Below are 24,584 nucleotides of genomic sequence, written 5' to 3' on the forward strand. Positions count from 1 at the left end.
CGGGGGGGGCCGCTTTTTCGGGGTAACCCCCTTCGGCCCGGGGCCGCGCCGGCCGCTGGGCGGCGTTGCTCGGTCGTTGCGTGCACGAGCACGCGTCCTCCCTCGCGCCTAGCCCTGCGGCCTGCGCGGCCCGGGCGCGAGCCCTCCGGTAGCGTTAACAGGCCCTAGCCTCGTCGCGGACGCGCGCCGGTGGGCTTGGCCGCCCGCTTGCGCAGTGCCGCCGCCAGCGCCAGCCGCGCCCACGGCTGCATCGCGTGTTCGCCGTCGAAGGCCTCGACCGGGGGCGTCCAGTAGCTCATCTCGATCGGCGGCTTGCCGCCGCCGCGCTCGTAGCTGAAAGGGTGGCAGCCCGCGGCGCGCCAGGCCTCGATGCTCTGCGCGTCGGTCTTCAGGTAGAGCTGCTCGCCGGCGACGAGCCCGACCATCAGCCCGTCGACGTAGAGCCCGTAGCCGCCGAACATCGCGCGCGCCGTCACGCGGCCGAGCGGCGACAGCAGTTCCAGGCACAGCGAGACGTAGGGCGGCGGGGCGCGCGGCGGCGTGGCCATGGGGGTCGAGTCGGCGGCGTCGAAGGGCTCGCGCAGTTTCGCGCAAAGCGCGGCGGCTTTGCCCGATCGCCATGGCCGGCCCCAAAATGCGAGGCCGTCAACGCGACCGATCCGCCGATGCCGCTGCCCTTCGATCCGACCGCGCCGTCGCGCGACAAGGCCCAATTGCGCCGCCTGCTGCAGGCCGAACGCCTGGGATTGGTCGACCGCCAGCAGCGTGTCGCCCAGTTGCAGGAGGTGCTGCGGGTCTGGCTCGCGCTGCGCGAGGAAGACACCACCGTCGGCGCCTACTGGCCGATCAAGGGCGAGTTCGACCCGCTGCCGGCGCTGTTTCGCTGGACCGAGGGCGCCGAGGGCGCGCTGCGCGACGAGCAGCACCGGGAACCGCATCCCGAGGACGCGCCGCCGCGCCGCATCGGCCTGCCGGTGATGAACCGCGAGACGAGGCAACTGCGCTTCCACCTCTGGTATCCGGGCTGCCCGATGGAGGAAGACGCCTACTCGATCCCCAAGCCCAAGGGTACCGACGTGGTGGTGCCGACGCTGCTGCTGGTGCCCTGCGTCGGCTTCGGCCCCGGCGGGCTGCGCCTGGGCTACGGCGGCGGCTTCTACGACCGCACGCTGGCCGGCCTCGAGCCGCGGCCGTTCACCGTCGGCGTCGGCTTCGCGCATGGTTTCGTGCCCTGGCTCGAAGCCGAGCCGCACGACATGCCGCTCGACGCGATCCTCACCGAAGAGGGCGTGGCCTGGCTGCGCCGCGATTGAGCACCGACCGATGGCAAGCGACCCCTTCAAGCCCTGGCGCGTCGATGGCAGCAAGCTGCGGCTGGGAGATGTCGATCCGCGTGCCAGGCCCTTCGCCGGCAGCAGCCGCGAGCGCGACGACGCGCGCCTGCTCGAACTCGCCAACGAGGTCGATCGGCTGCAGGATCTGCTCCACGCCAACGGCCAGGCCGACCCGGCCAAGGGTCCGAAGCTGCTGCTGGTGCTGCAGGGCATGGACACCTCGGGCAAGGACGGCACCGCGCGTGCGGTGCTCACGCGCTGCAGTCCGCTCGGCGTGCGGGTCGCGGCCTTCAAGGCGCCGAGCGAGATCGAGCGCGCGCACGACTTTCTGTGGCGGGTTCATGCGGTGGTGCCGCGCTCGGGCGAGATCGTGGTCTTCAACCGCAGCCACTACGAGGACGTGCTGGTGCCGGTGGTCGAGGGCTGGATCGACGCTCGCGAGCAGCAACGCCGGCTCGACCACATCAACGCCTTCGAGGAACTGCTGGCGCAGACCGGCACCACGATCCTCAAGTGCTTCCTGCACATCTCCAGGGACGAACAGAAGGAGCGCCTGCAGGCGCGGCTGGACGACCCGGCCAAGCGCTGGAAATTCCAGCCCGGCGACCTCGATGCGCGCGCGAAGTGGAGCGACTACCAGTCCGCCTACGAGACCGCGCTCGCCGCCACCTCGACCAAGAGCGCGCGCTGGCACATCGTGCCGGCCGACAGCAAGAGCCAGCGCAACCTGATGATCGCGAGCCTGGTGGTGCAGGCCCTGAGGGCGATGAAGCTGGAGCCGCCGAAGCCGGACTTCGATCCGGCGACGATCCACATCGAATAGGCCGCGCGGCGGCCTAGCCTCGGGCGCGCCGCCAGTCCGCGGCCAGCAGGCCGTAGAGCGCCGAGTCGGAGACCTCGCCGGCGACGTGCCAGCGCTCGCGCAGCAGGCCCTCGCGCGCAAAGCCGAGGCGTTCCAGCAGCACGCAGGAGCGCGTGTTGCGCGGGTCGGTGTCGGCCTCGAGCCGGTGCAGCCGCAGCTCGCCGAAGGCGTGGTCGATCAGCAGTTGCAGCGCCTCGCGCGCATCGCCGCGGCCCCAGTGCGCCTGATCCAGTGCGTAGCCGATCTCGGCACGTCGATTGGCCGCGTCGAGATGGAGCAGCGTGGTCGTGCCGATCACGGTGTCGGTATCGGCGAGCGCGATGCCCCACTGGAACAGTGTGCGCGCGGCGAAGTCCTCGCGCAGGCCCTGTACCAGGGTCAGAGCCCGATCGACCGAGGTCCACGGCAGGCTGCTCCAGTGGCGCATCACGTCCGGGTTGCCGAAGATGGCCAGCAGCGCCGGCGCGTCGTCCTCGCGCAGCGGCCGCAGTCTCAGACGCTCGGTCGCGAGCGTCGGCAGATCGGTCAAGCCCGCGTAGAAGCTCAAGCGAGCCCCAGTCGACGGCAGATCTCCAGCACCGCGGTACTTTGGTTCATCGCGTAGAAGTGGATGCCCGGCACGCCGGCCGTGCGCAACTGGTCGACCAGGTCGGTCACCACGTCGAGGCCGAAGGCCTGGATCGAGGCGCGGTCGTCGCCGAAGGCTTCGAGCCGGCCGCGGATCCAGCGCGGGATCTCGGCGCCGCAGGCCTCCGAGAAGCGGATCAGCTGCGTCGAATTGGTGATCGGCATGATGCCGGGCACGATGTCGAGCCTGACGCCAGCGGCCGCGGCCTCGTCGACGAAGCGGAAGTAGGCGTCGCTGTTGAAGAAGTACTGCGTGATCGCGCTGCTGGCGCCGGCGTTGACCTTGGCGACGAAGGCCTTCAGGTCGGCCTGCGGGCTCCTGGCCTGCGGATGCGCCTCGGGGTAGGCCGCGACCTCGATATGGAAGTGCTCGCCGGTCTCGGCCCGGATGAAGGCGACCAGGTCCGATGCGTAGCGGAACTCGCCGAAGCCGCCGTAGCCGCTCGGCAGGTCGCCGCGTAGCGCGACGATGCGGCGGATGCCCGCTGCCTTGAACTGCAGCAGGCTGGCCCGCACCGCGTCCTGCGTGGCGCCGATGCAGCTGAAGTGCGGTGCCGCCTCCACGCCCTCGGCGCGGATCGCCTGCACCGTGGCCCAGGTGCCTTCCTGGGTGGAGCCGCCGGCGCCATAGGTGACCGAGCAGAACTCGGGCTTCACCGCATACAGCTCGCGCCGCACCGTGGCCAGCTTCTCGGCGCCCTCGGGCGTCTTGGGGGGAAAGAATTCCAGGCTCAGCGGCAGCCTGCTGTTGCTCGTGCTCAATCGTTGCTCCCGGCTCCGGGCTGCGCCCGGATGAAGAATTCGCGGTTGCCGTCGCCACCGGCGATGGCGCTGTCGAACCAGTCGACCACTTGCAGGCCGAGCGACGCGACGGCGCTGCGCAGCTTGGCCTCGACCTCGACGTAGGACGCGGCGTCCTTGACCAGCCCGCCCTTGCCGATGTCCTTGGGCTGCAGCTCGAACTGCGGCTTGACCAGCATCAGCAGCGTGCCGGTCGGCGCCAGCAGCTTGGCCAGCGCCGGCAGCACCAGCGGCAGCGGGATGAAGCTCAGGTCGCCGACGATGAGGTCGAAGCCCTTGAAGCGCGAGGGCAGCGCACCCTTGAGCGCGCTGCGCGTCAGACCGCGCGCATTGAGCCCCTCGAAGGCCCTGACCTGCGGATGCTCGCGCAGCTTCGGGTGCAGCTGGCCATGGCCGACATCGACCCCGACCACCTTCTTCGCACCCGCGGCCAGCAGCACCTCGGTGAAGCCGCCGGTGCTCTGGCCGACGTCGAGGCAGAGCGTGCCGGTGACATCGATGCCGGTGTGCGCCAGCGCGCCCTCGAGCTTGAGTCCGGCGCGCGAGACCCACTTTGCCTCGTCGCTGGCCTGCAGTTCGATCTGCGCCTCGGCCGGCAGCTCCTCGCCGTTCTTGGCGACGACCTGCCAGCCCTGTGGCCCGAGCCAGCGCACGCCGGCCTTGATCAGCCGCTGGGCCTGCGAGCGGGTCGAGGCCAGGCCGCGTTCGACGAGGAGTTGGTCGGCGCGCATCGGGATCTACAGTTCGCCGAGCGCGCGCTGCGCGGCCTCGCCCAGCCGGCGGTCGAAGGTCACCAGCGGCGCCCGCAACTGCACCGCCAGCGCGAGGTAGGCAGCGTCGTAGGCGGACAGCTCGAAGCGCAGCGCCAGCTCGAGCTGCAGCGAGACATCGCCGCGATGGAGTTCGATGGCCTGGTCGAGGTAGCAGTCGATCGCGGCGCTGATCGACTCGGCCGGCCAGTCCTGCCTGGCCTTCTTCAGCGCCACGCTGGCGACCTCGCTGTCGAGCAGGCTGGGCGCATGCAGCGCCTTGCCCTCGATGCGGATCTGCGCCTCGTCGCGCAACGGCTCCTGGAACAGGATCGCCGCGATGGCGCTGCAATCGACGACCACCGGCGGCCGCAATGCATAGACCACGGGCGGCTCGGCAACGTAGAGGCGTGGGCCCGGCGCGCTCATCGCGAATCGCGATCGGCGCGGATGATGTCCACCGCGAGCGGGCCGACGCCGGCGGGGGCCGGGAAGCGCTTGCGCAACTCGGCCGCCGTCTGCTCGATGCTTCGGGTGCCGCGCATGAAGGACTGGGTCCCAGGGCCGGCACGCGTTGCCTCGCGCTCGCTGGCCGCCTGCTGGACGATGGCCATCAGCTCGCCCTGGAGCGAGCGGTGGTTGCGTTCGGCGCGCAGGCGCAGTTGCTCCGCGACCTCGTCCGGCACGTTCTTGATCGACAGGTTGACGCTCATGTTGGCTCCATACCGGCTCCGTGGTTCCATTTTGGAGCCACGGAGCGGCGTGGTCAATCAATAGCGGTAGCTGTCGGCCTTGTAGGGGCCGGACTTGCTGACGCCGATGTAGGCCGCCTGTTCGTCGGTCAGCTCGCTCAGCATCGCGCCGACCTTCTTGAGGTGCAGGCGCGCGACCTTCTCGTCCAGATGCTTGGGCAGCACGTAGACCTTGCCGGCCTGGTATTGCTCGCGCTTGGTGAACAGCTCGATCTGGGCGATGGTCTGGTTGGCGAAGGAGGAGCTCATCACGAAGCTCGGGTGGCCGGTGGCGCAGCCCAGGTTCACCAGGCGGCCCTTGGCCAGCAAGATGATCTTCTTGCCGTCCGGGAACTTGACGTGGTCGACCTGGGGCTTGATCTCGTCCCACTCGCACTTGTCGAGCGAGGCGACGTCGATCTCGTTGTCGAAGTGGCCGATGTTGCAGACGATGGCCTCGTCCTTCATCGCCGCCATGTGGGCGTAGGTGATGACGTTCTTGTTGCCGGTGGCCGAGACGAAGATGTCGGCCTTGTCGGCCGCGTACTCCATCGTCACGACCTTGTAGCCCTCCATCGCCGCCTGCAGCGCGTTGATCGGGTCGATCTCGGTGACCCAGACCTGCGCCGACAGTGCGCGCAGCGCCTGCGCCGAGCCCTTGCCGACGTCGCCGTAGCCGGCCACGCAGGCGACCTTGCCGGCGATCATCACGTCGGTGGCGCGCTTGATGCTGTCGACCAGCGACTCGCGGCAGCCGTAGAGGTTGTCGAACTTGCTCTTGGTGACGCTGTCGTTGACGTTGATGGCGCGGAACAGCAACGTGCCCTTGGCGCTCATCTCGTTCAAGCGATGCACGCCGGTCGTGGTTTCCTCGGTCACGCCGATGATCTGCGCGCTCTTGCGGGTGTACCAGGTGGCATCGACCGCCAGCTTGGCCTTGATCGCGGCGAACAGGCAGGTCTCTTCCTCGCTCGTCGGGTTGGCGATCACCGAGAGGTCCTTCTCGGCGCGCTGGCCCAGGTGCATCAGCAGCGTGGCGTCGCCGCCGTCGTCGAGGATCATGTTCGGGCCTTCGCCCTCGCTGCCCTTGGCGCCGAACTCGAAGATGCGGTGGGTGTAGTCCCAGTAGTCGGTGAGGCTCTCGCCCTTGTAGGCGAAGACCGGCGTGCCCTGGGCCACCAGTGCGGCGGCGGCATGGTCCTGGGTGCTGAAGATGTTGCACGAGGCCCAGCGCACCTTGGCGCCGAGCGCCTGCAGCGTCTCGACCAGCACGCCGGTCTGGATCGTCATGTGCAGCGAGCCGGTGATGCGCGCGCCCTTGAGCGGCTGGCTGGCGGCGAACTCCTGGCGGATCGCCATCAGGCCGGGCATCTCGGTCTCGGCGATCTTCAGTTCCTTGCGGCCCCAGTCGGCGAGCGAAAGGTCGGCAATGGCGTGGTCGGGCGTGGCTTTGAGGACGGCGCTCATGGGGAATCTCCGGTTCAGCTTCGTTGAACCGCAGGGCCGCACGAGGGAATGGGTGGACTCACACTCACCGCGCACGATAACTGCCTGCGGGTGAGCGCCGTTGCCTTTGAAAAGGTTCCGAGCCTGGCCGTCATGAGCTGACGGTTGCAACGCTCCTCGGAAGCCGCAATTGTAGCGTCGCCGGCCGAAGCTTGAGGGCTAACCCTGAACAGCGGGGCCTTATGCCGTTAGCATCTCGCGCTTCGCGCGCCGCAGGAGTTGCCGCCGGCGCGCCGCCATCGAAAGCTCCTCGTGTCCGACTTCCTCCAAGAGACCCGCCGCCGCCGCACCTTCGCGATCATTTCGCACCCGGACGCCGGCAAGACCACGCTGACCGAGAAGCTCTTGCTGTTCTCGGGCGCGATCCATATCGCCGGCTCGGTCAAGGCGCGCAAGGCCTCGCGCCACGCGACCTCGGACTGGATGGAGATCGAGAAGCAGCGCGGCATCTCGGTCGCCAGCTCGGTGATGCAGATGCTCTACCGCGACTGCGTCATCAACCTGCTCGACACCCCCGGCCACAAGGACTTCTCGGAAGACACCTACCGGGTGCTGACGGCGGTCGACGCGGCGCTGATGGTGATCGACGCCGCCAACGGCGTGGAGCCGCAGACGCGGCGCCTGATCGAGGTCTGCCGCCAGCGCGACACGCCGATCATCACCTTCATCAACAAGATGGACCGCGAGGGCCGCGAGCCGCTCGAGCTGCTCGACGAGGTCGAGCGCGAACTCGGCATGCCCTGCGTGCCGATGACCTGGCCGGTCGGCCAGGGCAAGGCCTTCGGCGGCATCGTCGACCTGCGCAAGCAGCAGATGCGCCTGTTCGCGCCGGGCGAGGCCAAGCGCGGCGACGACGACGAGATCGTGCCGCTGGCGCAGGCCGAGCAGCTGCGCGCGCGTTTCGGCCACGACTTCGAGCAGGCCGAGGGCAACATCGAGCTGGTGCGCGAGGCCGCCCCCGCCTTCGACGAGGAAGCCTTCGTTGGCGCGCAGCAGACGCCGGTGTTCTTTGGCTCCGGCGTCAACAACTTCGGCGTGCAGGAAGTGCTCGACGCGCTGGTCGACCTGGCGCCGCCGCCGGCCGCGCGCCACGTGACCCGGGCCGACGGCTCCGAGCACGAGGTGCCGCCGCATGGCGAGGGCTTCTCGGGCGTGGTGTTCAAGGTGCAGGCCAACATGGATCCCTCGCACCGTGACCGCATCGCCTTCGTGCGCGTCAACTCTGGCCGCTACGAAAGCGGCATGAAGCTGCGCGTGCAGCGCACCGCCAAGGAGCTGCGCCCGACCTCGGTCGTGACCTTCCTCTCGCAGCGGCGCGAGGCGGTCGAGGAGGCCTACGCCGGCGACATCATCGGCTTCACGACCCATGGTGGCGTGCAGCTCGGCGACACCATCACGCACGGTGACGCGCCGGCCGACTTCGGCACCTTCACCGGCCTGCCGTTCTTCGCGCCCGAGCTGTTCCAGACCGTCGAGCTGGCCAACCCGATGAAGAGCAAGCAGTTGCAGCAGGGCCTGATGCAGCTTGGCGAGGAAGGCGCGATCCAGGTCTTCCGGCCCAACACCGGCGGCGCGATGCTGCTCGGCGCGGTCGGCCAGTTGCAGTTCGAGGTGGTGCAGCACCGGCTCAAGACCGAGTACGCGGTCGACATCCGGCTGATGCCCTGCCGCTTCACCGGCGCGCGCTGGGTGACCTGCGACGACGCGGCGGCGATGAAGAAGTTCGTCGACGAGAACGAGGGCAAGCTCGCGCTCGACGCCGCCGACACCCTGGCCTACCTGCTGACCTCGGCCTACGACCTGCGGTTGAGCCAGGAGCGCTACCCGAAGGTGGTGTTCCACCCGCTGCGCGAGCACGCGGGGCTGGCGCTGCAGAAGAACTGAGCCCAGGTGCGGTCCGGCCCAGTTTCGCCAACAGTGGCCGCGCTGGCCCTCGGGCTGGCGGCGGCCGTCTCGCTCGGCCTGGCCCGCTTTTCCTACGCGCTGCTGCTGCCGCCGATGCGCGCCGACCTCGGCTGGAGCTACCTGACGGCCGGCGCGATGAACACCGTCAACGCGGCCGGCTACCTGGTCGGCGCGCTGCTGATGCCGCGCGTGCTCGTGCACGTGGACGCGCGCCACGCGATGCTCGCCGGCGGCTTCGCCGTGGCGGCGCTGCTGGTCGCGCACGGCCTGGTTGCCGGCGACGCGGCGCTGTACGCGCTGCGCGCCGCCACCGGCGTTGCCAGCGCGGCCAGTTTTGTCGGCGGCGGGCTGCTCGCGGCCCGGCTGGCCACGACCGCGGCCGGCCGTGGCGGCCTGGTGCTCGGCCTCTACTACGGCGGCACCGGCATCGGCATCGTCGCCGCGGCGCTCGCGGTGCCGCCGCTGGTGGCGCTGGCGCGCCCGCACGCCTGGCAGGTCGCGTGGTGGCTGCTGGGCGCGCTGGCCCTCGTCGCGACGCTCGTCACGGTGCGCGGCACGCGCGGCCTCGATGGCGCGCCGGTCGCGGCCGCGGCGCGCGGGCACGCGCCGCTGGCGCCGCTGGCCTTCGGGCTCGCGGCCTACCTGATGTTCGGCCTCGGCTACATCGGCTACATGACCTTCGTCGTCACGCTGCTGCGCGAGCAGGGCCTGGGCGATGCCCAGGTCGTCGCGTTCTACGCGCTGCTCGGCCTCGGCGTGATGGCCTCGTCGTGGCTGTGGGCCGGGCTGCTGCAGCGCCGACGCGACGGCCGGCCGATGAGCCTGCTCAACGCGCTGCTCGCGCTGGCCACCGCCTTGCCGGTCGTCTCGACCCATCCGGTCGCCGTGTTCGCCTCGGGCGCGCTGTTCGGCAGCGTGTTCCTGTCGGTCGTTGCCTCGACCACCGCGCTGGTGCGACACAACCTGCCGCCGGCCGCGTGGCCGGGCGGCATCGCGGCCTTCACGATCGTGTTCGCCGCCGGGCAGATCGTCGGGCCGAGCCTGGTCGGCTGGGTCGCCGACGGTCCCGGCGGCCTAGCGCGCGGCTTCATCTGCTCGGCCGCGGTGCTGGCCTTCGGCGCGCTGCTGGCGTCGCGCCAGCGCGCGCTGGCCGAGGCCGTGCGCTGATCGCTGATCGCTGCTCAGCGCGTCGGAAGCTCGGCCCGGCCCAGGAATTCGCGCAGCCGCTCGACCTCCGCCTCCAGCTCGCGGCGGAACGCCGCATCGCGCGGCGGCCGGCCCTGCGGGCTGCCGAGTTCCACGCCGAGCCCGCCGTTCTTGGCATCGACATTGGCCCAGCCGAGCACCTGCTCGCCGCGCAGCAGCGGCAGCGCGTAGTAGCCGAGCTTGCGCTGCGGCGCCGGCGTGTAGGCCTCGAACTTGTAGGCCCAGTCCCAGAGCAGCTCGAAGCGGCGGCGGTCCCAGACGATCGGGTCGAAGGGGGCCAGCAGGCGCACGCGGCCCGCGTCGCGCTCGATCGCCGTGGCCCAGCGCTTCGAGGCCGGCGACTCGCCCTCGGGCCAGAACCAGCGCACGCCGTCGACCTCGGCGCTCGGCAACGTGGCGCGGGCGCGCGCCAGTGCCGCGCGGGTGTCCTCGCGCAGTTGCGGCGCACCGTAGCCCAGCAGGCTCGCCAGGTAGCCCAGGCTGGCCGAGGGCAGCGGCGCGTACTTGGCGATGATCAGTGCCAGCAGCGCATCGGCCCGGGCGCGGCGGCCGGTCGGGCTGTCGTCGGCCGGCTCGCGCTCGACCGCCTCGTAGACCCGGGTGCCCGCCTCGCGCCGCGCTACGCGCAGCAGGCCGCGGTAGTGCATGCCGTCGAGCAGCTGGGTGCTGGCGTTGAGCGTGCCGCCCCAGTAGCCTTTGATGCGGCCATGGTGCGCGAACTCCGCCAGCACCTCGCGCGGGTGGGTCGCACCGCGCTCGCGCACGAAGGCCAGCACCTCCTGCGCGCGCTGGCGCGTGGCGGCGTCCCAGGCGCGCCGGGCCACGCGCGGGTGCATCAGCGCCACATGCGCGCGCGGCAGGAAGCCGTAGTTGACGAGACAGTCTTCCTCGATCGCCAGCTTCTCGTAGCGGCGCTCGAGGTCGCCGGCCAGGTAGTTGCTGACGCGATGGCGCAGCGTCAGGTCCTGCGCCCTGGCCGGGGCGCGGATCGGGTCGGCCTGGACGAAGCCGAGCCGGTCGATCGCGCGGCCGAGCGTCGTCGGCGCGAACAGGGTGCGTGCCGCGGCATGGCGGCGCAGGTGGTCGAGGCTGATGAGAGTCACGGTCTGTGGGGCTTGTGATGGGCCGCCGGGCCACCTAAGTTAGTAGTCCGCGCGGCCTGCCGTCGCGCCGCGCGGCCCGGGCATGCCGGCGGCAGGAGTGGATCATGAAGCGCTTTGCGGCTCTGCTGATCGTCCTGTTCGCCAGCCTCTGGATCGATGCGGCCGAGGCCCAGGTCGACCATTTCCTGAAGATCGGTGATCTGCGCGGCGAGTCCACCCAGATCGATCATGCGGGCTGGATCGACGTCGACAGCTTCTCCTGGGGCCTGAGCAACCCGGCGCCACCGGTTGGTGGCGCGGTCGGCAGGGCCACGTTCAGCGACTTCAGCTGGGACCAGGCGCTCGACACCAGCACCGTGCCGCTGTTCGTGGCGGTCGCCAGCGGCCAGCTGTTCCCGCAGGCCACCTTCGACGTGGTCAGTTCGGCCGGCGCGGTGCCTCAGACCTTCTTCCAGATGGTCTTCGACAACGCCCAGGCGACCAGCCTGCGGCTCAGCGGCTACGGCTTCGATCAGCGCATCTTTGTCTCCGGTTCGCTGGCGGGCAGCCGGATCACGATGCGCTACTGGCCGACGGATCCGCTGACCGGCGCGCTCGGCGCCGTCATCGAGGGCAGCTGGGACCTGGCCAGTGCCTCGGCCCCGTTGTTCAGCGGCGACCCGCAGGTGCTCGAGGGCCTGATGCTGGCTGCCGCCGGTGCCGAGGCCCGGCCCGCGGCCGACTCGGTCGGCGTCGTGCCCGAGCCGAGCACCGCGATGCTGCTGCTCGGCGGCCTGCTGTTGCTGGGCGTCCTGACGCAGCAACAGCAGCGGCGCCGCCGCTGAGCTCGCCTCAGGCCACGCCGCGGCCGGGCAGCGTGGCGAGTTGGCGGTCGTGCCAGCGGCCCAGCAGCAACTGGGCCGCCATCGCGCCGATCCAGGCGCAGAACATGTCCTTCTGGGTGTCGAAGGGATCGCCCTGGGTGCCGAGAAAGTCGTCGGCGCCGGCGCCGAGCGCGACCGCCGCGCCCCACTCGATCAGCTCGTAGAGCGCGCTGACGGCCAGGCACACCGCGGTGACGATCGTGAACAGCCAGCCACCGGGCCGCAGCGGCGTCTTACGCAGCAGGATCTCGCGCGCCGCGATGGCCGGCACGAAGCCCTGCATCAGGTGACCGATGCGGTCGTAGTGGTTGCGCTCGAAGCCGAACCAGTCCTGCATCCAGAAGCCGAGCGGCACCCGCGCGTAGGTGTAGTGGCCGCCGAGGATCAGCACGCAGGCGTGCAAGAAGATCAGCGCGTAGAGCAGCGTTGTGAGCGGGAATCCGTGACGCGTGGCCAGCAGCAGCGGCACCGCGATCAGCACCGGCGCCACTTCCATCAGCCAGGTGCCGGTCTCGTGAGCGCCGACGGCGGACCACGCCAGCAGGACGAACAGGGCGGCCGAGTAGAGCCAGAGTTGGCGCGACGAGAGGGTGCTGGCGTCGTTCATGGCGCCGATGCTGCCAGAACGCCGCGCCGGGGGCAGTGCCCGGGGGCAGTGCCGGGCCGGTTTGCCGAGCTCAGGCCGGCGCCGCCATGAACTCGCCGAGCAGGCGGTGGAAGTGGTGCACGCCGCGCTCGCGCGTCGGCGCGTAGCGGCCGCGCGAGTAGAGCCGCGAGCGCAGCCCGCGCTGCACGCCGAGCACCACTGCCTCGTCTTCCATCTCGACCTGGTCGAGCCCGCCGCCGGCGCCGCTGTCGAGCCGCTCCGGCCGCCAGACGAAGGCGCGGAACGCGACCCGGGTGCGGCTCGGGCCGAGCGGCATCACGAGGTTCAGCGACAGCCCCCAGGGGTAGAAGTTGAGCATCAGGTTCGGGAAGATCCACCAGTAGTAGGCGGCGATGCGGCGGCCGTGGTCGGGCGAGCTTTCAGGCAGGTCGAAGGCCGGTTCGCCGGGACGTGCGGTGGCGAGCTGCAGCGTGCTGTAGCGGTAGAGCTCGTCCTCGTAGCCGCCCATGTCGAGGCTCTGCATCAGGCCCGGATGGACGAAGGGGATGTGCAGGCCCTCGAGGTAGTTCTCGACGTAGAGCGCCCAGTGGGCGTCGAACTCGTAGTCGCGGTTGCGCGTGGCGTCGGCGCGAAACTCGTGCAGCGGCAGCCAGGCCAGCCGCGCCTGCAGGTCACCGGTGAAGTCCGCCAGCGGCGCCGCCGGTGTCAGCGAGGCAAAGCCCTGCGGGCCGAGGCTGCCGAAGGGCACGTGCGGCAGGTGGTCGCTGGCGGCCGGAAAGTTCTGCGCCTGCTCGAACTCGGGCATGAAGCAGAGCTTGCCGGCGAGGTCGAAGCGACGCGAGTGGTAGCCGCAGCGGATCTGCTCGGCGCGGCAGGGCGCGTGCACCAGCACGTTGCCGCGATGGGTGCAGACGTTGGACAGGCAGCGCAGCTCGCCGGCGCCGTCGCGCGCCAGCAGCAGCGGCTCGTCGAGCAGGCCGGGCAGCAACTCGCGCGGCGCCAGCGAGCCGGGTTCGGCGACGTCGGCCAGCTCGCCGATCCATTGCCAGCTGCGCGCGAAGACGCGCTCGCGGGCCTGGGCCCAGACCGCCTCGTCGAGGTAGAAGCGCTTGTCGAGCGTCGAGGCGACGCGGATGTCGGGCTCGACGCTGAACATGGACGGTGCGTCCGACCGAGGGATCAGAGTCCGGCCGCGGCCCGCAGCGCCGCAGCCTTGTCGGTCCTCTCCCAGCTGAACTCCGGCTCCTCGCGGCCGAAGTGGCCGTAGGCGGCGGTCTTGGTGTAGATGGGGCGCAGCAGGTCGAGCATCTGGATGATGCCCTTGGGGCGCAGGTCGAAGTGCTCGGCCACCAGCGCCGAAAGCTTGTCGTCGCTGATGACACCGGTGCCCTCGGTGTAGACCGTGATGTTCATCGGCCGCGCCACGCCGATCGCGTAGGCGACCTGGATCTGGCACTGACGCGCCAGGCCGGCGGCGACGATGTTCTTGGCCACGTAGCGCGCGGCGTAGGCCGCCGAGCGGTCGACCTTGCTCGGGTCCTTGCCCGAGAACGCGCCGCCGCCGTGCGGGCAGGCGCCGCCGTAGGTGTCGACGATGATCTTGCGGCCCGTGAGGCCGCAGTCACCCTGCGGGCCGCCGATGACGAAGCGACCGGTCGGGTTGATCAGGTACTTGGTGTCCTTGAGCCACTCCTTGGGCAGCACCGGCTTGATCAGCTCCTCGATGATCGCCTCGTTGAACGAGGCCTTCATCTTGGTGGGCGTCTCGCTCTGGTCGGGGCTGTGCTGGGTCGACAGCACGACGGTGTCGATGCTGTGCGGCCGACCGTTCACGTAGCGCATCGTGACCTGGCTCTTGGCGTCCGGGCGCAGGAAGGGCAGGCGGCCGTCCTTGCGCAGCTGGGCCTGGCGCTCGACGAGGCGGTGCGCGTAGTAGATCGGCGCCGGCATCAGCTCGGGCGTCTCGTCGCAGGCGTAGCCGAACATCAGGCCCTGGTCGCCGGCGCCGGTGTTGAGGTGGTCGTCGCTGGCGTGGTCGACGCCCTGCGCGATGTCGTTGCTCTGCTTGTCGTAGCAGACCATCACCGCGCAGCCCTTGTAGTCGATGCCGTACTCGGTGTTGTCGTAGCCGATGCGCTTGATGGTGTCGCGCGCGACCTGGATGTAGTCGACGTGGGCGTTGGTCGTGATCTCGCCGGCGAGCACCACCAGGCCGGTGTTGGTCAGCGTCTCGGCTGCCACGCGCGAGCGCGGGTCCTGGGCGAAGATCGCGTCGAGAATGGCGTCGGAGATCTGGTCGGCGACCTTGTCGGGATGACCCTCGGAGACCGATTCGGACGTGAAAAGAAAATCGCTGCTGGCCACTCTTGAACTCCAATCCAAAACGACACCAAGAAAAACACGAAGGCCCGGTTGCGTTGCCGGGCCCTTGGGTGTCGTGGGGGAGGAGCGGCGAACGCTTTAGCGGCATTTGTAGAGTTGCGGATCTTGTCTTCCCGCCACCCGGCAGGCCGGTGCCGGCCTGCATCGCCCCGCAAGTTGTTCTTTAACCCGGCGATGCCTCAATTCTAGTCCTGCCGATGATCCCTACCAATGCTTGGGCCCGAGGAGGGCGCCGATGAGCGCCTTCGTGCCCGGCGCGCTGCGGGCCCTGCTCGACACGCTGGCCGGCTGGCCGCTGTGGCTGCTGCATGCCATCGGGTCGCTGGTCGGCTGGCTGACCTACCTGGCTTCACCGAGCTATCGACGGCGCTTTCGCGCCAACGCCCTCCAGGCCGGCGTGCCGTGGTCGCGAGCGCGACCGGCGATTGCAGCCGCTGGACGGCTGATGCTCGAACTGCCGCCGCTGTGGCGACGGCCGCAGGGCGCGCCACTGCCGATGCCGGTTCAATGGGGCGGCGGCGAGCATGTCGATGCGGCGCTGGGTGGCGCAAAGGGGGTGCTGCTGCTGACACCCCATCTGGGTGGATTCGAGGTGATCGGACAGGCCTACGCCGAGCGCTTTGGCGCACGCGCGCCTGCCACGGTGCTGTATCGACCCGCGCGCAAGCCCTGGCTTCGCGAACTGGTCGACGAGTCGCGCAGGCGCCCCCGGCTCGATACCGCCCCGGCCACCCTGGCCGGGGTTCGGCAACTGATCCGGACACTGCGCCGGGGCGAAGTGGTCGGCCTGTTGCCCGACCAGGTGCCGCCCGAGGGCATGGGTGTCTGGGCGCCGTTCTTCGGCAAACCGGCCTACACGATGACCCTCGCCGCGCGACTGGCGCAGCAAACCGGCTGTGCCGTGTTGTTGATCTGGTCAGAGCGCTTGCCGCACGGCGCCGGCTATCGCATCGAGGTGTTGCCGCTGGCCGAAGCGCTGCCGGTGGCGGCCGACGACCCCGACGGCGTGCTGGCCGCCAGCGCCGTCAACCGCGCGATGGAGCAACTGGTGCGCCAGTGCCCCGAGCAGTACCTCTGGGGCTACCACCGCTACAAGCAACCGCGGGCCCAGGCCGTAGCGCCGCCCGCGCCCGCCAACCCCGAACCCTGATCCGATGCGCCTCGTCCTTGCCCTCGTCTGGCTGCTGCACTGGTTGCCGCTGCCCTTGCTGGCCGCCATCGGCCGCGGCCTCGGCCGCCTGCTGTGGTGGCTGGCCGGTTCGCGCCGGAGCATCGCGCTGCGCAACCTCGAGCTCTGCCTGCCCGAGATGCCCGAGGCCGAGCGGCGCGCGCTGGCGCGCGACCACTTCGGCTGGCTCGGCCGCAGCATCCTCGAGCGCGGCGTGCTCTGGTACGCGAGCGAGGCGCGGCTGCGGCGGCTGATCAAGGTCGAGGGCGCGGTCGGCTACGCCGACGCGCATCCCGAGCAGCCGCTGATGTGGCTGGCGCCGCATTTCCTGGCGCTCGACGTGGCCGGTGCCGCGGTCCAGCTCTACATCAAGCGGCCCGGTGCCTCGATCTACCAGGCGCAGAGCAACAAGGTCTTCGACGCCGCGATGAAGCAGGGTCGGCTGCGCTTCGGCAACGCGAAGATCTTTGCCCGCAACGAGACCGCCAAGCCCTTGATGCGCGCGGTCAAGGAGGGCATGGGCTTCTTCAACCTGCCCGACATGGACTTCGGCGCCCGCGACGCCGCCTTCGTGCCCTTCTTCGGCGTGCCGGCCGCGACGCTGCTGGCGCCCTCGCGCATGGCGCGCGCGATGCGCATGACGGTGCAGCCGGTGATCGGCGAGATGCTGCCCGGCGGGCGCGGCTACGTGGTGCGCTTCTACGAGCCCTTCGACCACTTCCCATCGGCCGATGCCGAGGCCGACACGGCCTGGCTCAACCACTGGATCGAGAACCGCGTGCGCGGCAAGCCGGCGCAGTATCTGTGGGTGCACAAGAGGTTCAAGACGAGGCCGGAGGGGGAGCCGGGGCTTTACTAGCGGGGCGGGCTGTTCTCTTGTGCCTGCCGGCGGGGGTGCTCGCTTGTTGTGCGAGGACGCGCCGGGATTTCGCCCCGGCCGGCGAGTAACTTTCTTTGCGGGGCCAAAGAAAGTCACCAAAGAAAGGCCCCGAATACGATCTTGCTCGATCGCGTTGTGGGCCTGTCAAGCAACGCTTTACCGTACCTTCTCTGCCCAGCACGCGAGAGCAGTCGTTCGCCTTTGAACACGCAGGTGCTCTTGTTCCTGCTACAGCCAAATCGTGTTTGGCCCTCTTCTTTGGTGACTTTCTTCTGGGCCAGCAGAAGAAAGTTACTCGCCCGCCGGGGCGAAATCCCGGCGCGCCCTCACACAGTCAAGGAGCCCAGCGGCGGCAGCGGCAAAACAAACTCAGGCCGCGAGCCCGCGCGACGAAGCCACTTCCAGCAGCCCATCGAAGATCAACGAGTCGATCAACTCGTGCTCGATGGCCAGTGCCGGCGCCACCTTCCAGCCGGCGCCGCCGGTGACCAGCGTCAGCGGCTCCATCCCGCAGCGCTGCGCCAGATGCCGGTGCATGCGCTCGATCGCGCCGGTGATCGCGTAGGTGCCGCCGCTGGTGAGCGCGTCGCTGGTGTTGGTCGGAAACTCGCTGACCTCGCCGGTCGGCACGCGCAGGCCGGCGGTGCCGGCCTCGAGGGCGCGCAGCATCATGCCGTGGCCGGGCAGGATCAGGCCGCCCAGAAAGTTGCCCTCGCTGTCGACCGCGTCGACCGTCACCGCGGTGCCGGCCATCACCACCAGCAGCGGCCGCGGCCCCTGGTTGCGCGCCAGCAGGTGACGGCGGGCGCCGATCGCGGCGACCCAGCGGTCGCTGCCCAGGCGCAGCGGGTGGTCGTAGCCGTTGACCAGGCCGGCCTCGCGCAGGCTCGGTACCACCCAGCGCGGCTCCACGTCCCACAACTGGCCGATCTGCTCCTCGGTGCGGCGGCGCACCGCGTCGCTGGCGACGCAGCAGCCGAGCATCGTCTGCGGCACGGAAGCACCGGCCCATTCGGCATCGGCCAGGGTGTCGATCTGCTCGAGGAACACCGCGCCCTGCGCCACCGGCGCGCTGCCGAGGCTCAGGTGCGTGTACTGCGCCCACTTGAGGCGCGTGTTGCCGATGTCGATGGCGAGCAGCATGGATCGCGTGAGGGTGGGCAGGCTTGCCGCACCCCACAGTCGGCTGGCGCGGGCGGCGGCGCGATCATGCCACCCCGCGGGCCGGCGCGGCGAGCGTCGGCGTCGGCGCACCGGCCGCGACCGCGGCCAGCGTGTCGGCCCCCAGCGCCGCCACCTCGCCGATCACGAGGATTGCCGGGCTCTTGACGCCATGCGCGGCCAGCGCCGACGCCAGCGTCGCCAGCGTCGCGCGCACCTGGCGCTGCTGCGGCGTGTGGGCCGCGCTGATCGCGGCGGCCGGGGTGTCGGGTGCGCGCCCGCCCTCGACCAATGCCTGCGCGATCGCCGCCGCATGCGCCACGCCCATGTAGACCACCAGCGTCAGCCGGCTCGCCGCCAGCGCTGACCAGTCGGCGCCGGCGCCGCCGTCCTGGGTGTGGCCGGTGACGAAGGCCACGCCTGGCGCGCAGCGGCGATCGGTGACCGGGATGCCGACCGCGGCCGGGGCCGCGATGCCGGCGGTGATGCCGGGCACCACCTCGACCTCGATGCCTTCGGCGCGCAGTGCATCGACCTCCTCGCCGCCGCGCCCGAAGACGAAGGGATCGCCGCCCTTGAGCCGCACCACGCGATGGCCGGCGCGAGCCTCGCGGATCATCAGCGTGTGGATGAAGCGCTGCGAGGTGCTGACGCAACCGCCGCGCTTGCCGACGGCGAGCACGCGCGCCTCGGGGCTGGCGAGTTCGAGCACGCGGCGGTCGACCAGGTCGTCGACCAGCAGCACCTCGGCCTGGGCGATCAGGCGCGCGGCGCGCACGGTCAGCAGTTCCGGGTCGCCGGGACCGGCACCGACCAGCCAGACGCGGGCTTGCTCGTTACGGATGGCGTTCATGCCTCGATCTCCTGCGGTGTGGCGGCCGGCACGCTGCCGACCAGGCGCTTCAACTCGGGCTTGCACGAGCCGCACTGGGTGCCGCACTGCAACTGCGTCTGCAGCAGCGCCAGGCGCTCGGCCGGGTTGCCGTCGATGCTGGCGAGCGCGCTGCGGATCTGCGGCTCGCTGATGTCCAGGCAGTTGCAGACCTGGCGCGCGCGCTGGGTCGTCATGCCGCCCGGCGGCTGCGGGTCGGGCAGCAGCAGGGCACGCGCATGCTCGGCGATCGGCAGCGCCTCGGCCCACCAGCGCAGCAGCCAGGCGGCGGCCTCCGAAGGCCCGGCCAGCAGCAGCGCGTCGACGCGCGCGGCCTCGCCCTCGCCGCGCAGGCGCACCGTGCGCTTGTGGCCGCGGCGGGCGTCGGCATAGCGCAGCAGCATCGCGCCGCGATCGAGGCCGAGCGCGGCCTCGATGCGGGCGACCAGCGCTGCGTCCGGCGCGGTGGCATGCGCGGCACTGAACTGGAGACCGATGCGCTCGGGCTCTGCGCCGGCGCGCGCCGGCACCGGCACGCAACTCGCGTAGGCAAAGTCCGGCATCAGCGCGATCAGCGTCTCGCGCACCTCGGCCAGGCGCTCGGCCGGCAACCAGGCCGCCGCGTTGAGCCGCCAGGGCAGGACGGCCGGCGCGATGTTGATCGCCGCATGCTTGAGTTCGGGCTGCAGCGATTGCGGGCAGGACTTGCCGTGCATCAGGCCGTTGATGCCGGCACGGCTTTGGCCCTTGGCGTCGGTGCCGCCGACGAACTGGCTGCCCCAGTGCATTGGCACGAAAGCCTGCAGCGGCGCGACGCGCGTGTCGGCCGCCACCGGCAGCACCAGCGAGCCGCGCTTGCTCTTGAGTTCGGCCAGTTCGCCCTCGCGCAGCCCGCGCCGGGCCATGTCCTGCGGGTGCAGTTGCAGCGCCGGCTGCGGCGCGTGGGCAAACAGCGCTGGCACGCTGCCGCTGCGGCTCATGCCATGCCACTGGTCGCGCAGGCGGCCGGTGTTGAGCGCAAAGGGATGCTGGGCGTTGGTAGCCTCGGCGACCGGCTTGTAGGGCGCGGCGATGAAACGGGCGCGGCCGTCGGGCGTGGGGAAGCGCCCATCCTGGTAGAGCCGCACGCGCCCCGACGACCAACCCGCGGCCATCGGCCACTGCTGCGGTCCGCGCTGGTCGAGCACGGTCCAGCTCAGGCCGCCGATGTCGAGATCGCGGCCGACGGTGGTCTGGCGATGCTCGTTCCAGACTGCCTCGGTGCCGGCGTAGTCGAACAGCGAGGGCGCGCCCGGGCGCAGCTTGGCCTCCAGCCGGCGTGCGACCTCGGCCGCGATCTGCCAGTCGCCGCGCGCCTCGCCCGGCGCCGGCACCGCGGCGCGCACGCGGCTGATGCGGCGCTCGCTGTTGGTGACGGTGCCGTCCTTCTCGCCCCAGGTGGCGGCCGGCAGCAGCAGGTCGGCATAGCCGGTGGTCTCGGTGCGGGCAAAAGCTTCCTGCACGACGACGAAGGGGCAGCGCGCCAGCGCGGCACGCACCAGCGCCTGGTCGGGCAGCGACTGGGCCGGGTTGGTGCAGGCAATCCAGAGCAGCTCGATCTCGCCGCGCGCGGCGGCCTCGAACATCGGCACGGCGCTCAGGCCGGGCTGCTCGGGCAGGGCATCGACGCCCCAGATCGCGGCGACCTCAGCGCGGTGCGCGGCGTCGGTCGGGTCGCGATGACCGGGCAGCAGTGTGGCCATGCCACCGGCCTCGCGGCCGCCCATCGCGTTGGGCTGGCCGGTCAGGCTCAGCGGCCCGGCGCCGGGCTTGCCGATCTGGCCGGTCGCCAGGTGCAGGTTGATCAGCGCGCTGTTCTTGGCGGTGCCGCTGGTGCTCTGGTTCAGGCCCTGGCAGTAGAGGCTCAGCGTCGGCGCACGCGCGGCCGGCGTGGTCTCGTCGCCACCGGCCCTCACGTCGGCGCCTTCGCCGCCGAGTGCGAACCACCTCGCCGCCTGTTCGATCTGCTCGGCCTTGAGCCCGCAGACGCGCGCCGCCTCGCGCGGCGTCCAGGCCGCGACCAGCGACTTCAGCGCGGCGAAGCCACCGGTGTGCTCGGCGATGAAGCGCTCGTCGAGCCAGCCTTCCCACACCATCACGTGCAGCATCGCGTGGAACAGCGCGACATCGGTGCCGGGCTGCAGCTGCAAGTGCAGGTCGGCCTCGTCGGCGGTCTCGGTGCGGCGCGGGTCGACGACGACGATCTTTTGGCGCGGATTGGCGGCACGCGCGTCCTCGATGCGGCGAAACAGCACCGGATGGGCCCAGGCGCTGTTGGCGCCGGCGATGAAGAGACAGCCGGCGTGCGCGAGATCCTCGTAGCAGGCCGGCGGCGCATCGGCGCCCAGGCTCTGCTTGTAGCCGGCCACCGCGCTGCTCATGCACAGCCGCGAGTTGGTGTCGATGTTGTTGGTCTGGACCAGCGCCCGCGCCAGCTTGTTGAAGACCGCGTAGTCCTCGGTCAGCAGCTGGCCCGAGAGGTAGAAGGCGATCGCCTGCGGACCCTTGTCGCGCAGCACCGCGTCGATGCGATCGGCGAGCAGCGCGCTGGCGCCTTCCCAGCCCAGCGGCTGCAGCGCGCCGCCGCGCTGCGGGCGCAGCATCGGCCGCAGCAGACGCTCGTCGCGCAAGACCCGCTCGGTCGCGGTCAGGTGCAGCGTGCTGCCCTTGCTGCACAGTCGGCCGAAGTTGGCCGGGTGATCGGGGTCGCCACGCACGCCGGTGATGCGGTTGCCCTCGCTCTGGATGAGCACGCCGCAGCCCACACCGCAGTAGGGGCAGGTCGAACGGGTCTCAGCCAAGAGCAACTCCTGCGGCGTGCTCCCCCGCTCGGCGGGGGGCAGGGGGGTGCGCCATGTCCCCGCAAAGCGGACCGCGCGGCAGCGCGCGTCCGCAGCCGACACCACAGTAGGGGCAGGTGGATTTCGTCTCTGTCATCGCGGGCTCAGGCCGCGTGCTCGCAAGCCCCGGCGCAGGCCGGCAGCTCGTCGATCGCCAGCGTTGCCAGTTCCTCGACATCGACGAAGACCTGGCCGTCTTCGACCTTCAGCGAGAAGCGCTGCGTGCTGCCCTCGTCGGGCGCGGCGGCGCAGCCGTCGGCCAGGCCGATGCTCCAGTTGTGCAGCGGGCAGGCGACGCGCTCGCCGAAGACGATGCCCTGGCTCAGCGGCCCGCCCTTGTGCGGGCAGCGGTCGAGCAGCGCGAAGACGCGCTCGCCCTCGGTGCGAAAGATCGCGACATCGGCGCCGCGCGCGCGCTTCAGGCGCCGCGCGCCGAGCACAGGGATGTCGTCGACGGCACAGAGTTGCTTCCAGTCGCTCATCGCTCAGACCCCCGCCAGGCTCAAGGCCTCGAACTGACGTGCATCGACCTTGGCCTTGTCGAACTCGAACCACGGATCGGGCTCGCCATCGAGCGTGAACTGCAGCCGCTCCCACAGCGCGCGGCGGCGCTCGGCGTTGTCGACCACTTCGCGCTTGGCGTAGTCGAGGCCGACGCGCGCCAGGTAGTGGCAGGTGCGCTCCAGGTACCAGCCCTCCTCGCGGTAGAGCTGGAGGAAGGCGCCGGAGTACTCGAGCACCTCGGCCGCGGTCTTCACCTTGCAGAAGAACTGGGCGACCTCGGTCTTGATGCCGCCGTTGCCGCCGACATAGAGCTCCCAGCCGGAGTCGACGCCGATGATGCCGACGTCCTTGATGCCGCTCTCGGCGCAGTTGCGCGGGCAGCCGCTGACCGCGAGCTTGACCTTGTGCGGCGCGTACATGCGCCACAGCGCCCGCTCGAGGTGCTTGCCCATCTGCGTGCTGTCCTGCGTGCCGAAGCGGCACCACTCGCTGCCGACGCAGGTCTTCACGGTGCGCAGCGCCTTGGCATAGGCGTGGCCGCTCGGCATGTCGAGTTCCTTCCAGACCGCGCCCAGGTCTTCCTTCTTGATGCCGAGCAGGTCGATGCGCTGGCCGCCGGTGACCTTGACGGTCGGCACCTGGTACTTGTCGGCCACGTCGGCGATGCGGCGCAGCTCGGCCGCCGTGGTCTCGCCGCCCCACATGCGCGGAATCACGCTGTAGGTGCCGTTCTTCTGGATGTTGGCGTGCGAGCGCTCGTTGATGAAGCGGCTCTGCGGATCGTCGACGGCCTCCTTGGGCCAGGTGCTCAGCAGGTAGTAGTTCAGCGCCGGGCGGCAGCTCGCGCAGCCGTTGGGCGTGCGCCAGGCCAGCGCCTCGATGACCTGCGGAATGCTGGTCAGGTGCTCCTTGCGGATCGCGTCGCGCACCGCCTGGTGGCCATGCTCGGTGCAGCCGCACATGGCCTTGGTCTTGGGTGCGGCCGAGTAGTCGCCGCCGGCCACGCTCATCAGCAACTGCTCGACCAGGCCGGTGCAGGAGCCGCACGAGGCGCTGGCCTTGGTGCACTTGCGCACCTCGTCGAGCGTGAACAGGCCCTGTTCCTTGATCGCCTTGCAGATCGTGCCCTTGGTGACGCCGTTGCAGCCGCAGACCTCGTCCTCGTCGGCCATCGCGGCGACGCGGCTCACGCCCTGGTGGCCGGTGTCGCCGAGGTTGCTCTCGCCGAACATCAGGCGGTCGCGGATCTCGCCGATCGGCTTGGCGTCGCGCAGCAGCTTGAAGTACCAGGCGCCGTCGACCGTGTCGCCGTAGAGGCAGGCGCCGACCAGCTTGTCGGCCTTGATGACAAGTTTTTTGTAGACGCCGGCGAAGGGATCGCTCATCACGATCTCCTCGTGGCCCTCGCCGCCGGTGAAGTTGCCTGCCGAGAACAGGTCGATGCCGGTGACCTTGAGCTTGGTGCTGACCTGCGAGCCCTGGTAGCGGCCGATGCCATGCTCGGCCAGGTGGTTGGCGCAGACCTTGGCCTGCTCGAACAGCGGCGCCACCAGGCCATAGGCGATGCCGCGATGCGCGGCGCATTCGCCCATCGCGTAGATGCGCGCGTCGGTCACGGTCTGCAGCGTGTCGCTGACCACGATGCCACGGCTGCAGTGCAGGCCGGCGGCCTCTGCCAGCGCGGTGTTGGGCTTGATGCCGGCCGCCATCACGACCAGGTCGGCCGGCAGTTCGCGACCATCCTTGAACTGGATCGCCATGACGCGATGGGCCTGGTCGCCGATCAGCGCCGAGGTCTGCGCGCCGATCTCGAAGCGGATGCCGCGCGCCTCGAGCGAGCGCTGCAGCAGCGTGCCGGCGGTCTCGTCGAGCTGGCGCTCCATCAGCCAGGGCGCGATGTGGACCACCGTGACGTCCATGCCGCGCAGCTTCAGGCCGTTGGCGGCCTCGAGGCCGAGCAGACCGCCGCCGATCACCACCGCGTGGCGGTAGCTGGCGGCGGCATCGATCATCGCCTGCGTATCGGCGATGTCGCGGTAGGCGATCACGCCGACCAGTTCCTTGCCCGGCACCGGCAGGATGAAGGGCAGCGAGCCGGTGGCGATCAGCAGCCGGTCGTAGCCGGCCTCGGTGCCGTCGCTGGCGCGCACCACGCGTCTGACGCGATCGATCTGCGTCACCGCCTTGCCGGTGTGCAGCTTGATGCCTTGCTCGGCGTACCACTCGCGCGAGTTGAGGATGATCTCGTCGACCGTCTGCTCGCCGGCCAGCACCGGCGACAGCAGGATGCGGTTGTAGTTGGGATGCGGCTCGGCGCCGAAGACCGTGATGTCGTACATCCCGGGCGCGATCTTCAGCAGCTCTTCGAGCGTGCGCACGCCGGCCATGCCGTTGCCGATCAGCACGAGACGCGGGCGCGGCAGCTTGATGTCGTCGTTCTTCATC

The 24,584-nt window shown here is 70.6% G+C and carries 23 protein-coding genes and 1 riboswitch; of the genes, 7 read left to right on the top strand and 16 right to left on the bottom strand.

Annotated features, from left to right (window positions below):
* Window positions 1-164: 164 nt before the first annotated feature.
* Window positions 165-548, bottom strand: a complete 384-nt coding sequence (locus tag EV670_RS01035; protein WP_130429965.1) for a TfoX/Sxy family protein — start codon at window positions 546-548, stop codon at window positions 165-167.
* Window positions 549-665: 117 nt separating this feature from the next.
* On the opposite strand from EV670_RS01035, the gene EV670_RS01040 reads away from it, so the two are divergent.
* Both EV670_RS01040 and EV670_RS01045 read left to right on the top strand, forming a co-directional pair.
* Window positions 666-1,313: a 5-formyltetrahydrofolate cyclo-ligase gene (locus tag EV670_RS01040; protein WP_130429966.1), complete on the top strand. Its 648-nt coding sequence runs from the start codon at window positions 666-668 to the stop codon at window positions 1,311-1,313.
* 10 nt (window positions 1,314-1,323) lie between these two features.
* Window positions 1,324-2,157: a PPK2 family polyphosphate kinase gene (locus EV670_RS01045; protein WP_130429967.1), complete on the top strand. Its 834-nt coding sequence runs from the start codon at window positions 1,324-1,326 to the stop codon at window positions 2,155-2,157.
* Window positions 2,158-2,170: 13 nt separating this feature from the next.
* Here the strand turns inward: EV670_RS01045 and EV670_RS01050 are convergent, their stop codons facing one another.
* Genes EV670_RS01050 through ahcY form a run of 6 tightly spaced genes read right to left on the bottom strand, consistent with a single transcriptional unit; the run spans window position 2,171 to window position 6,571 of the window.
* Window positions 2,171-2,743: a GNAT family N-acetyltransferase gene (locus EV670_RS01050; RefSeq protein WP_242616789.1), complete on the bottom strand. Its 573-nt coding sequence runs from the start codon at window positions 2,741-2,743 to the stop codon at window positions 2,171-2,173.
* A complete protein-coding gene (metF, locus tag EV670_RS01055; protein WP_130429968.1) occupies window positions 2,740-3,585 on the bottom strand; it encodes a methylenetetrahydrofolate reductase [NAD(P)H] in 846 nt (281 codons plus the stop codon). The genes EV670_RS01050 and metF overlap by 4 nt, the downstream gene beginning before the upstream one ends.
* Window positions 3,582-4,355, bottom strand: a complete 774-nt coding sequence (locus EV670_RS01060) for a TlyA family RNA methyltransferase (protein ID WP_130429969.1) — start codon at window positions 4,353-4,355, stop codon at window positions 3,582-3,584. The genes metF and EV670_RS01060 overlap by 4 nt, the downstream gene beginning before the upstream one ends.
* A gap of 6 nt (window positions 4,356-4,361) precedes the next feature.
* Complete coding sequence (locus EV670_RS01065; protein ID WP_130429970.1) at window positions 4,362-4,802, bottom strand: type II toxin-antitoxin system VapC family toxin; 441 nt, start codon at window positions 4,800-4,802, stop codon at window positions 4,362-4,364.
* Window positions 4,799-5,086 (bottom strand): FitA-like ribbon-helix-helix domain-containing protein, encoded by a 288-nt coding sequence (locus EV670_RS01070; protein ID WP_130429971.1) that lies wholly within the window; start codon window positions 5,084-5,086, stop codon window positions 4,799-4,801. The genes EV670_RS01065 and EV670_RS01070 overlap by 4 nt, the downstream gene beginning before the upstream one ends.
* A 57-nt stretch (window positions 5,087-5,143) precedes the next feature.
* Window positions 5,144-6,571: an adenosylhomocysteinase gene (ahcY, locus tag EV670_RS01075; protein WP_130429972.1), complete on the bottom strand. Its 1,428-nt coding sequence runs from the start codon at window positions 6,569-6,571 to the stop codon at window positions 5,144-5,146.
* Between the two features lie 85 nt (window positions 6,572-6,656).
* A riboswitch (S-adenosyl-L-homocysteine riboswitch) is annotated at window positions 6,657-6,735 on the bottom strand.
* Window positions 6,736-6,862: 127 nt separating this feature from the next.
* On the opposite strand from ahcY, the gene EV670_RS01080 reads away from it, so the two are divergent.
* Window positions 6,863-8,494 carry a peptide chain release factor 3 gene (locus EV670_RS01080; protein WP_130429973.1) on the top strand — a complete coding sequence of 544 codons (1,632 nt, stop codon included), beginning with the start codon at window positions 6,863-6,865 and terminating at the stop codon, window positions 8,492-8,494.
* A 33-nt stretch (window positions 8,495-8,527) separates the two neighbouring features.
* Entirely contained in the window at window positions 8,528-9,682 is a 1,155-nt protein-coding gene (locus EV670_RS01085) for a YbfB/YjiJ family MFS transporter (protein WP_242616790.1), read from the top strand.
* A gap of 14 nt (window positions 9,683-9,696) precedes the next feature.
* Here the strand turns inward: EV670_RS01085 and EV670_RS01090 are convergent, their stop codons facing one another.
* The gene (locus EV670_RS01090) at window positions 9,697-10,824 is read right to left on the bottom strand and encodes a DNA glycosylase AlkZ-like family protein (RefSeq protein WP_130429975.1); all 1,128 of its coding nucleotides are present in this window, start codon (window positions 10,822-10,824) and stop codon (window positions 9,697-9,699) included.
* A 104-nt stretch (window positions 10,825-10,928) separates the two neighbouring features.
* Between EV670_RS01090 and EV670_RS01095 the strand changes: the two genes are divergently transcribed.
* Window positions 10,929-11,648, top strand: coding sequence for an Hcp family type VI secretion system effector (locus EV670_RS01095; RefSeq protein WP_130429976.1), 720 nt, complete (start codon window positions 10,929-10,931; stop codon window positions 11,646-11,648).
* Window positions 11,649-11,655: 7 nt separating this feature from the next.
* Here the strand turns inward: EV670_RS01095 and EV670_RS01100 are convergent, their stop codons facing one another.
* From EV670_RS01100 to metK, 3 genes are all read right to left on the bottom strand, one after another.
* The gene (locus tag EV670_RS01100; protein ID WP_130429977.1) at window positions 11,656-12,294 is read right to left on the bottom strand and encodes a DUF2238 domain-containing protein; all 639 of its coding nucleotides are present in this window, start codon (window positions 12,292-12,294) and stop codon (window positions 11,656-11,658) included.
* A gap of 70 nt (window positions 12,295-12,364) precedes the next feature.
* Window positions 12,365-13,450 (bottom strand): aromatic ring-hydroxylating oxygenase subunit alpha, encoded by a 1,086-nt coding sequence (locus EV670_RS01105; RefSeq protein ID WP_130429978.1) that lies wholly within the window; start codon window positions 13,448-13,450, stop codon window positions 12,365-12,367.
* Between the two features lie 23 nt (window positions 13,451-13,473).
* Window positions 13,474-14,658: a methionine adenosyltransferase gene (gene metK, locus EV670_RS01110; RefSeq protein WP_130429979.1), complete on the bottom strand. Its 1,185-nt coding sequence runs from the start codon at window positions 14,656-14,658 to the stop codon at window positions 13,474-13,476.
* A gap of 253 nt (window positions 14,659-14,911) precedes the next feature.
* Between metK and EV670_RS01115 the strand changes: the two genes are divergently transcribed.
* Together EV670_RS01115 and EV670_RS01120 are read left to right on the top strand one after the other, a co-directional pair.
* Window positions 14,912-15,826, top strand: coding sequence for a lysophospholipid acyltransferase family protein (locus EV670_RS01115; protein WP_130429980.1), 915 nt, complete (start codon window positions 14,912-14,914; stop codon window positions 15,824-15,826).
* Between the two features lie 4 nt (window positions 15,827-15,830).
* Window positions 15,831-16,703, top strand: coding sequence for an LpxL/LpxP family acyltransferase (locus EV670_RS01120; RefSeq protein WP_130429981.1), 873 nt, complete (start codon window positions 15,831-15,833; stop codon window positions 16,701-16,703).
* A 390-nt stretch (window positions 16,704-17,093) separates the two neighbouring features.
* On the opposite strand, the gene EV670_RS01125 is transcribed toward EV670_RS01120, so the two are convergent.
* The 5 genes from EV670_RS01125 to nirB form a co-directional block, all read right to left on the bottom strand.
* Window positions 17,094-17,867 (bottom strand): type III pantothenate kinase, encoded by a 774-nt coding sequence (locus EV670_RS01125; RefSeq protein ID WP_130429982.1) that lies wholly within the window; start codon window positions 17,865-17,867, stop codon window positions 17,094-17,096.
* Between the two features lie 64 nt (window positions 17,868-17,931).
* Window positions 17,932-18,738 carry a uroporphyrinogen-III C-methyltransferase gene (gene cobA, locus EV670_RS01130; RefSeq protein ID WP_130429983.1) on the bottom strand — a complete coding sequence of 269 codons (807 nt, stop codon included), beginning with the start codon at window positions 18,736-18,738 and terminating at the stop codon, window positions 17,932-17,934.
* Window positions 18,735-21,596, bottom strand: a complete 2,862-nt coding sequence (locus EV670_RS01135; RefSeq protein ID WP_130429984.1) for a nitrate reductase — start codon at window positions 21,594-21,596, stop codon at window positions 18,735-18,737. The genes cobA and EV670_RS01135 overlap by 4 nt, the downstream gene beginning before the upstream one ends.
* 143 nt (window positions 21,597-21,739) lie before the next feature.
* Window positions 21,740-22,117: a nitrite reductase small subunit NirD gene (nirD, locus tag EV670_RS01145; protein WP_130429986.1), complete on the bottom strand. Its 378-nt coding sequence runs from the start codon at window positions 22,115-22,117 to the stop codon at window positions 21,740-21,742.
* A gap of 3 nt (window positions 22,118-22,120) precedes the next feature.
* Complete coding sequence (nirB, locus tag EV670_RS01150) at window positions 22,121-24,583, bottom strand: nitrite reductase large subunit NirB (RefSeq protein WP_278044404.1); 2,463 nt, start codon at window positions 24,581-24,583, stop codon at window positions 22,121-22,123.
* Window position 24,584 lies beyond the last annotated feature (1 nt).

It is taken from the genome of Rivibacter subsaxonicus, assembly GCF_004217215.1.
GTDB classification, from domain to species: Bacteria; Pseudomonadota; Gammaproteobacteria; order Burkholderiales; family Burkholderiaceae_C; genus Rivibacter; species Rivibacter subsaxonicus.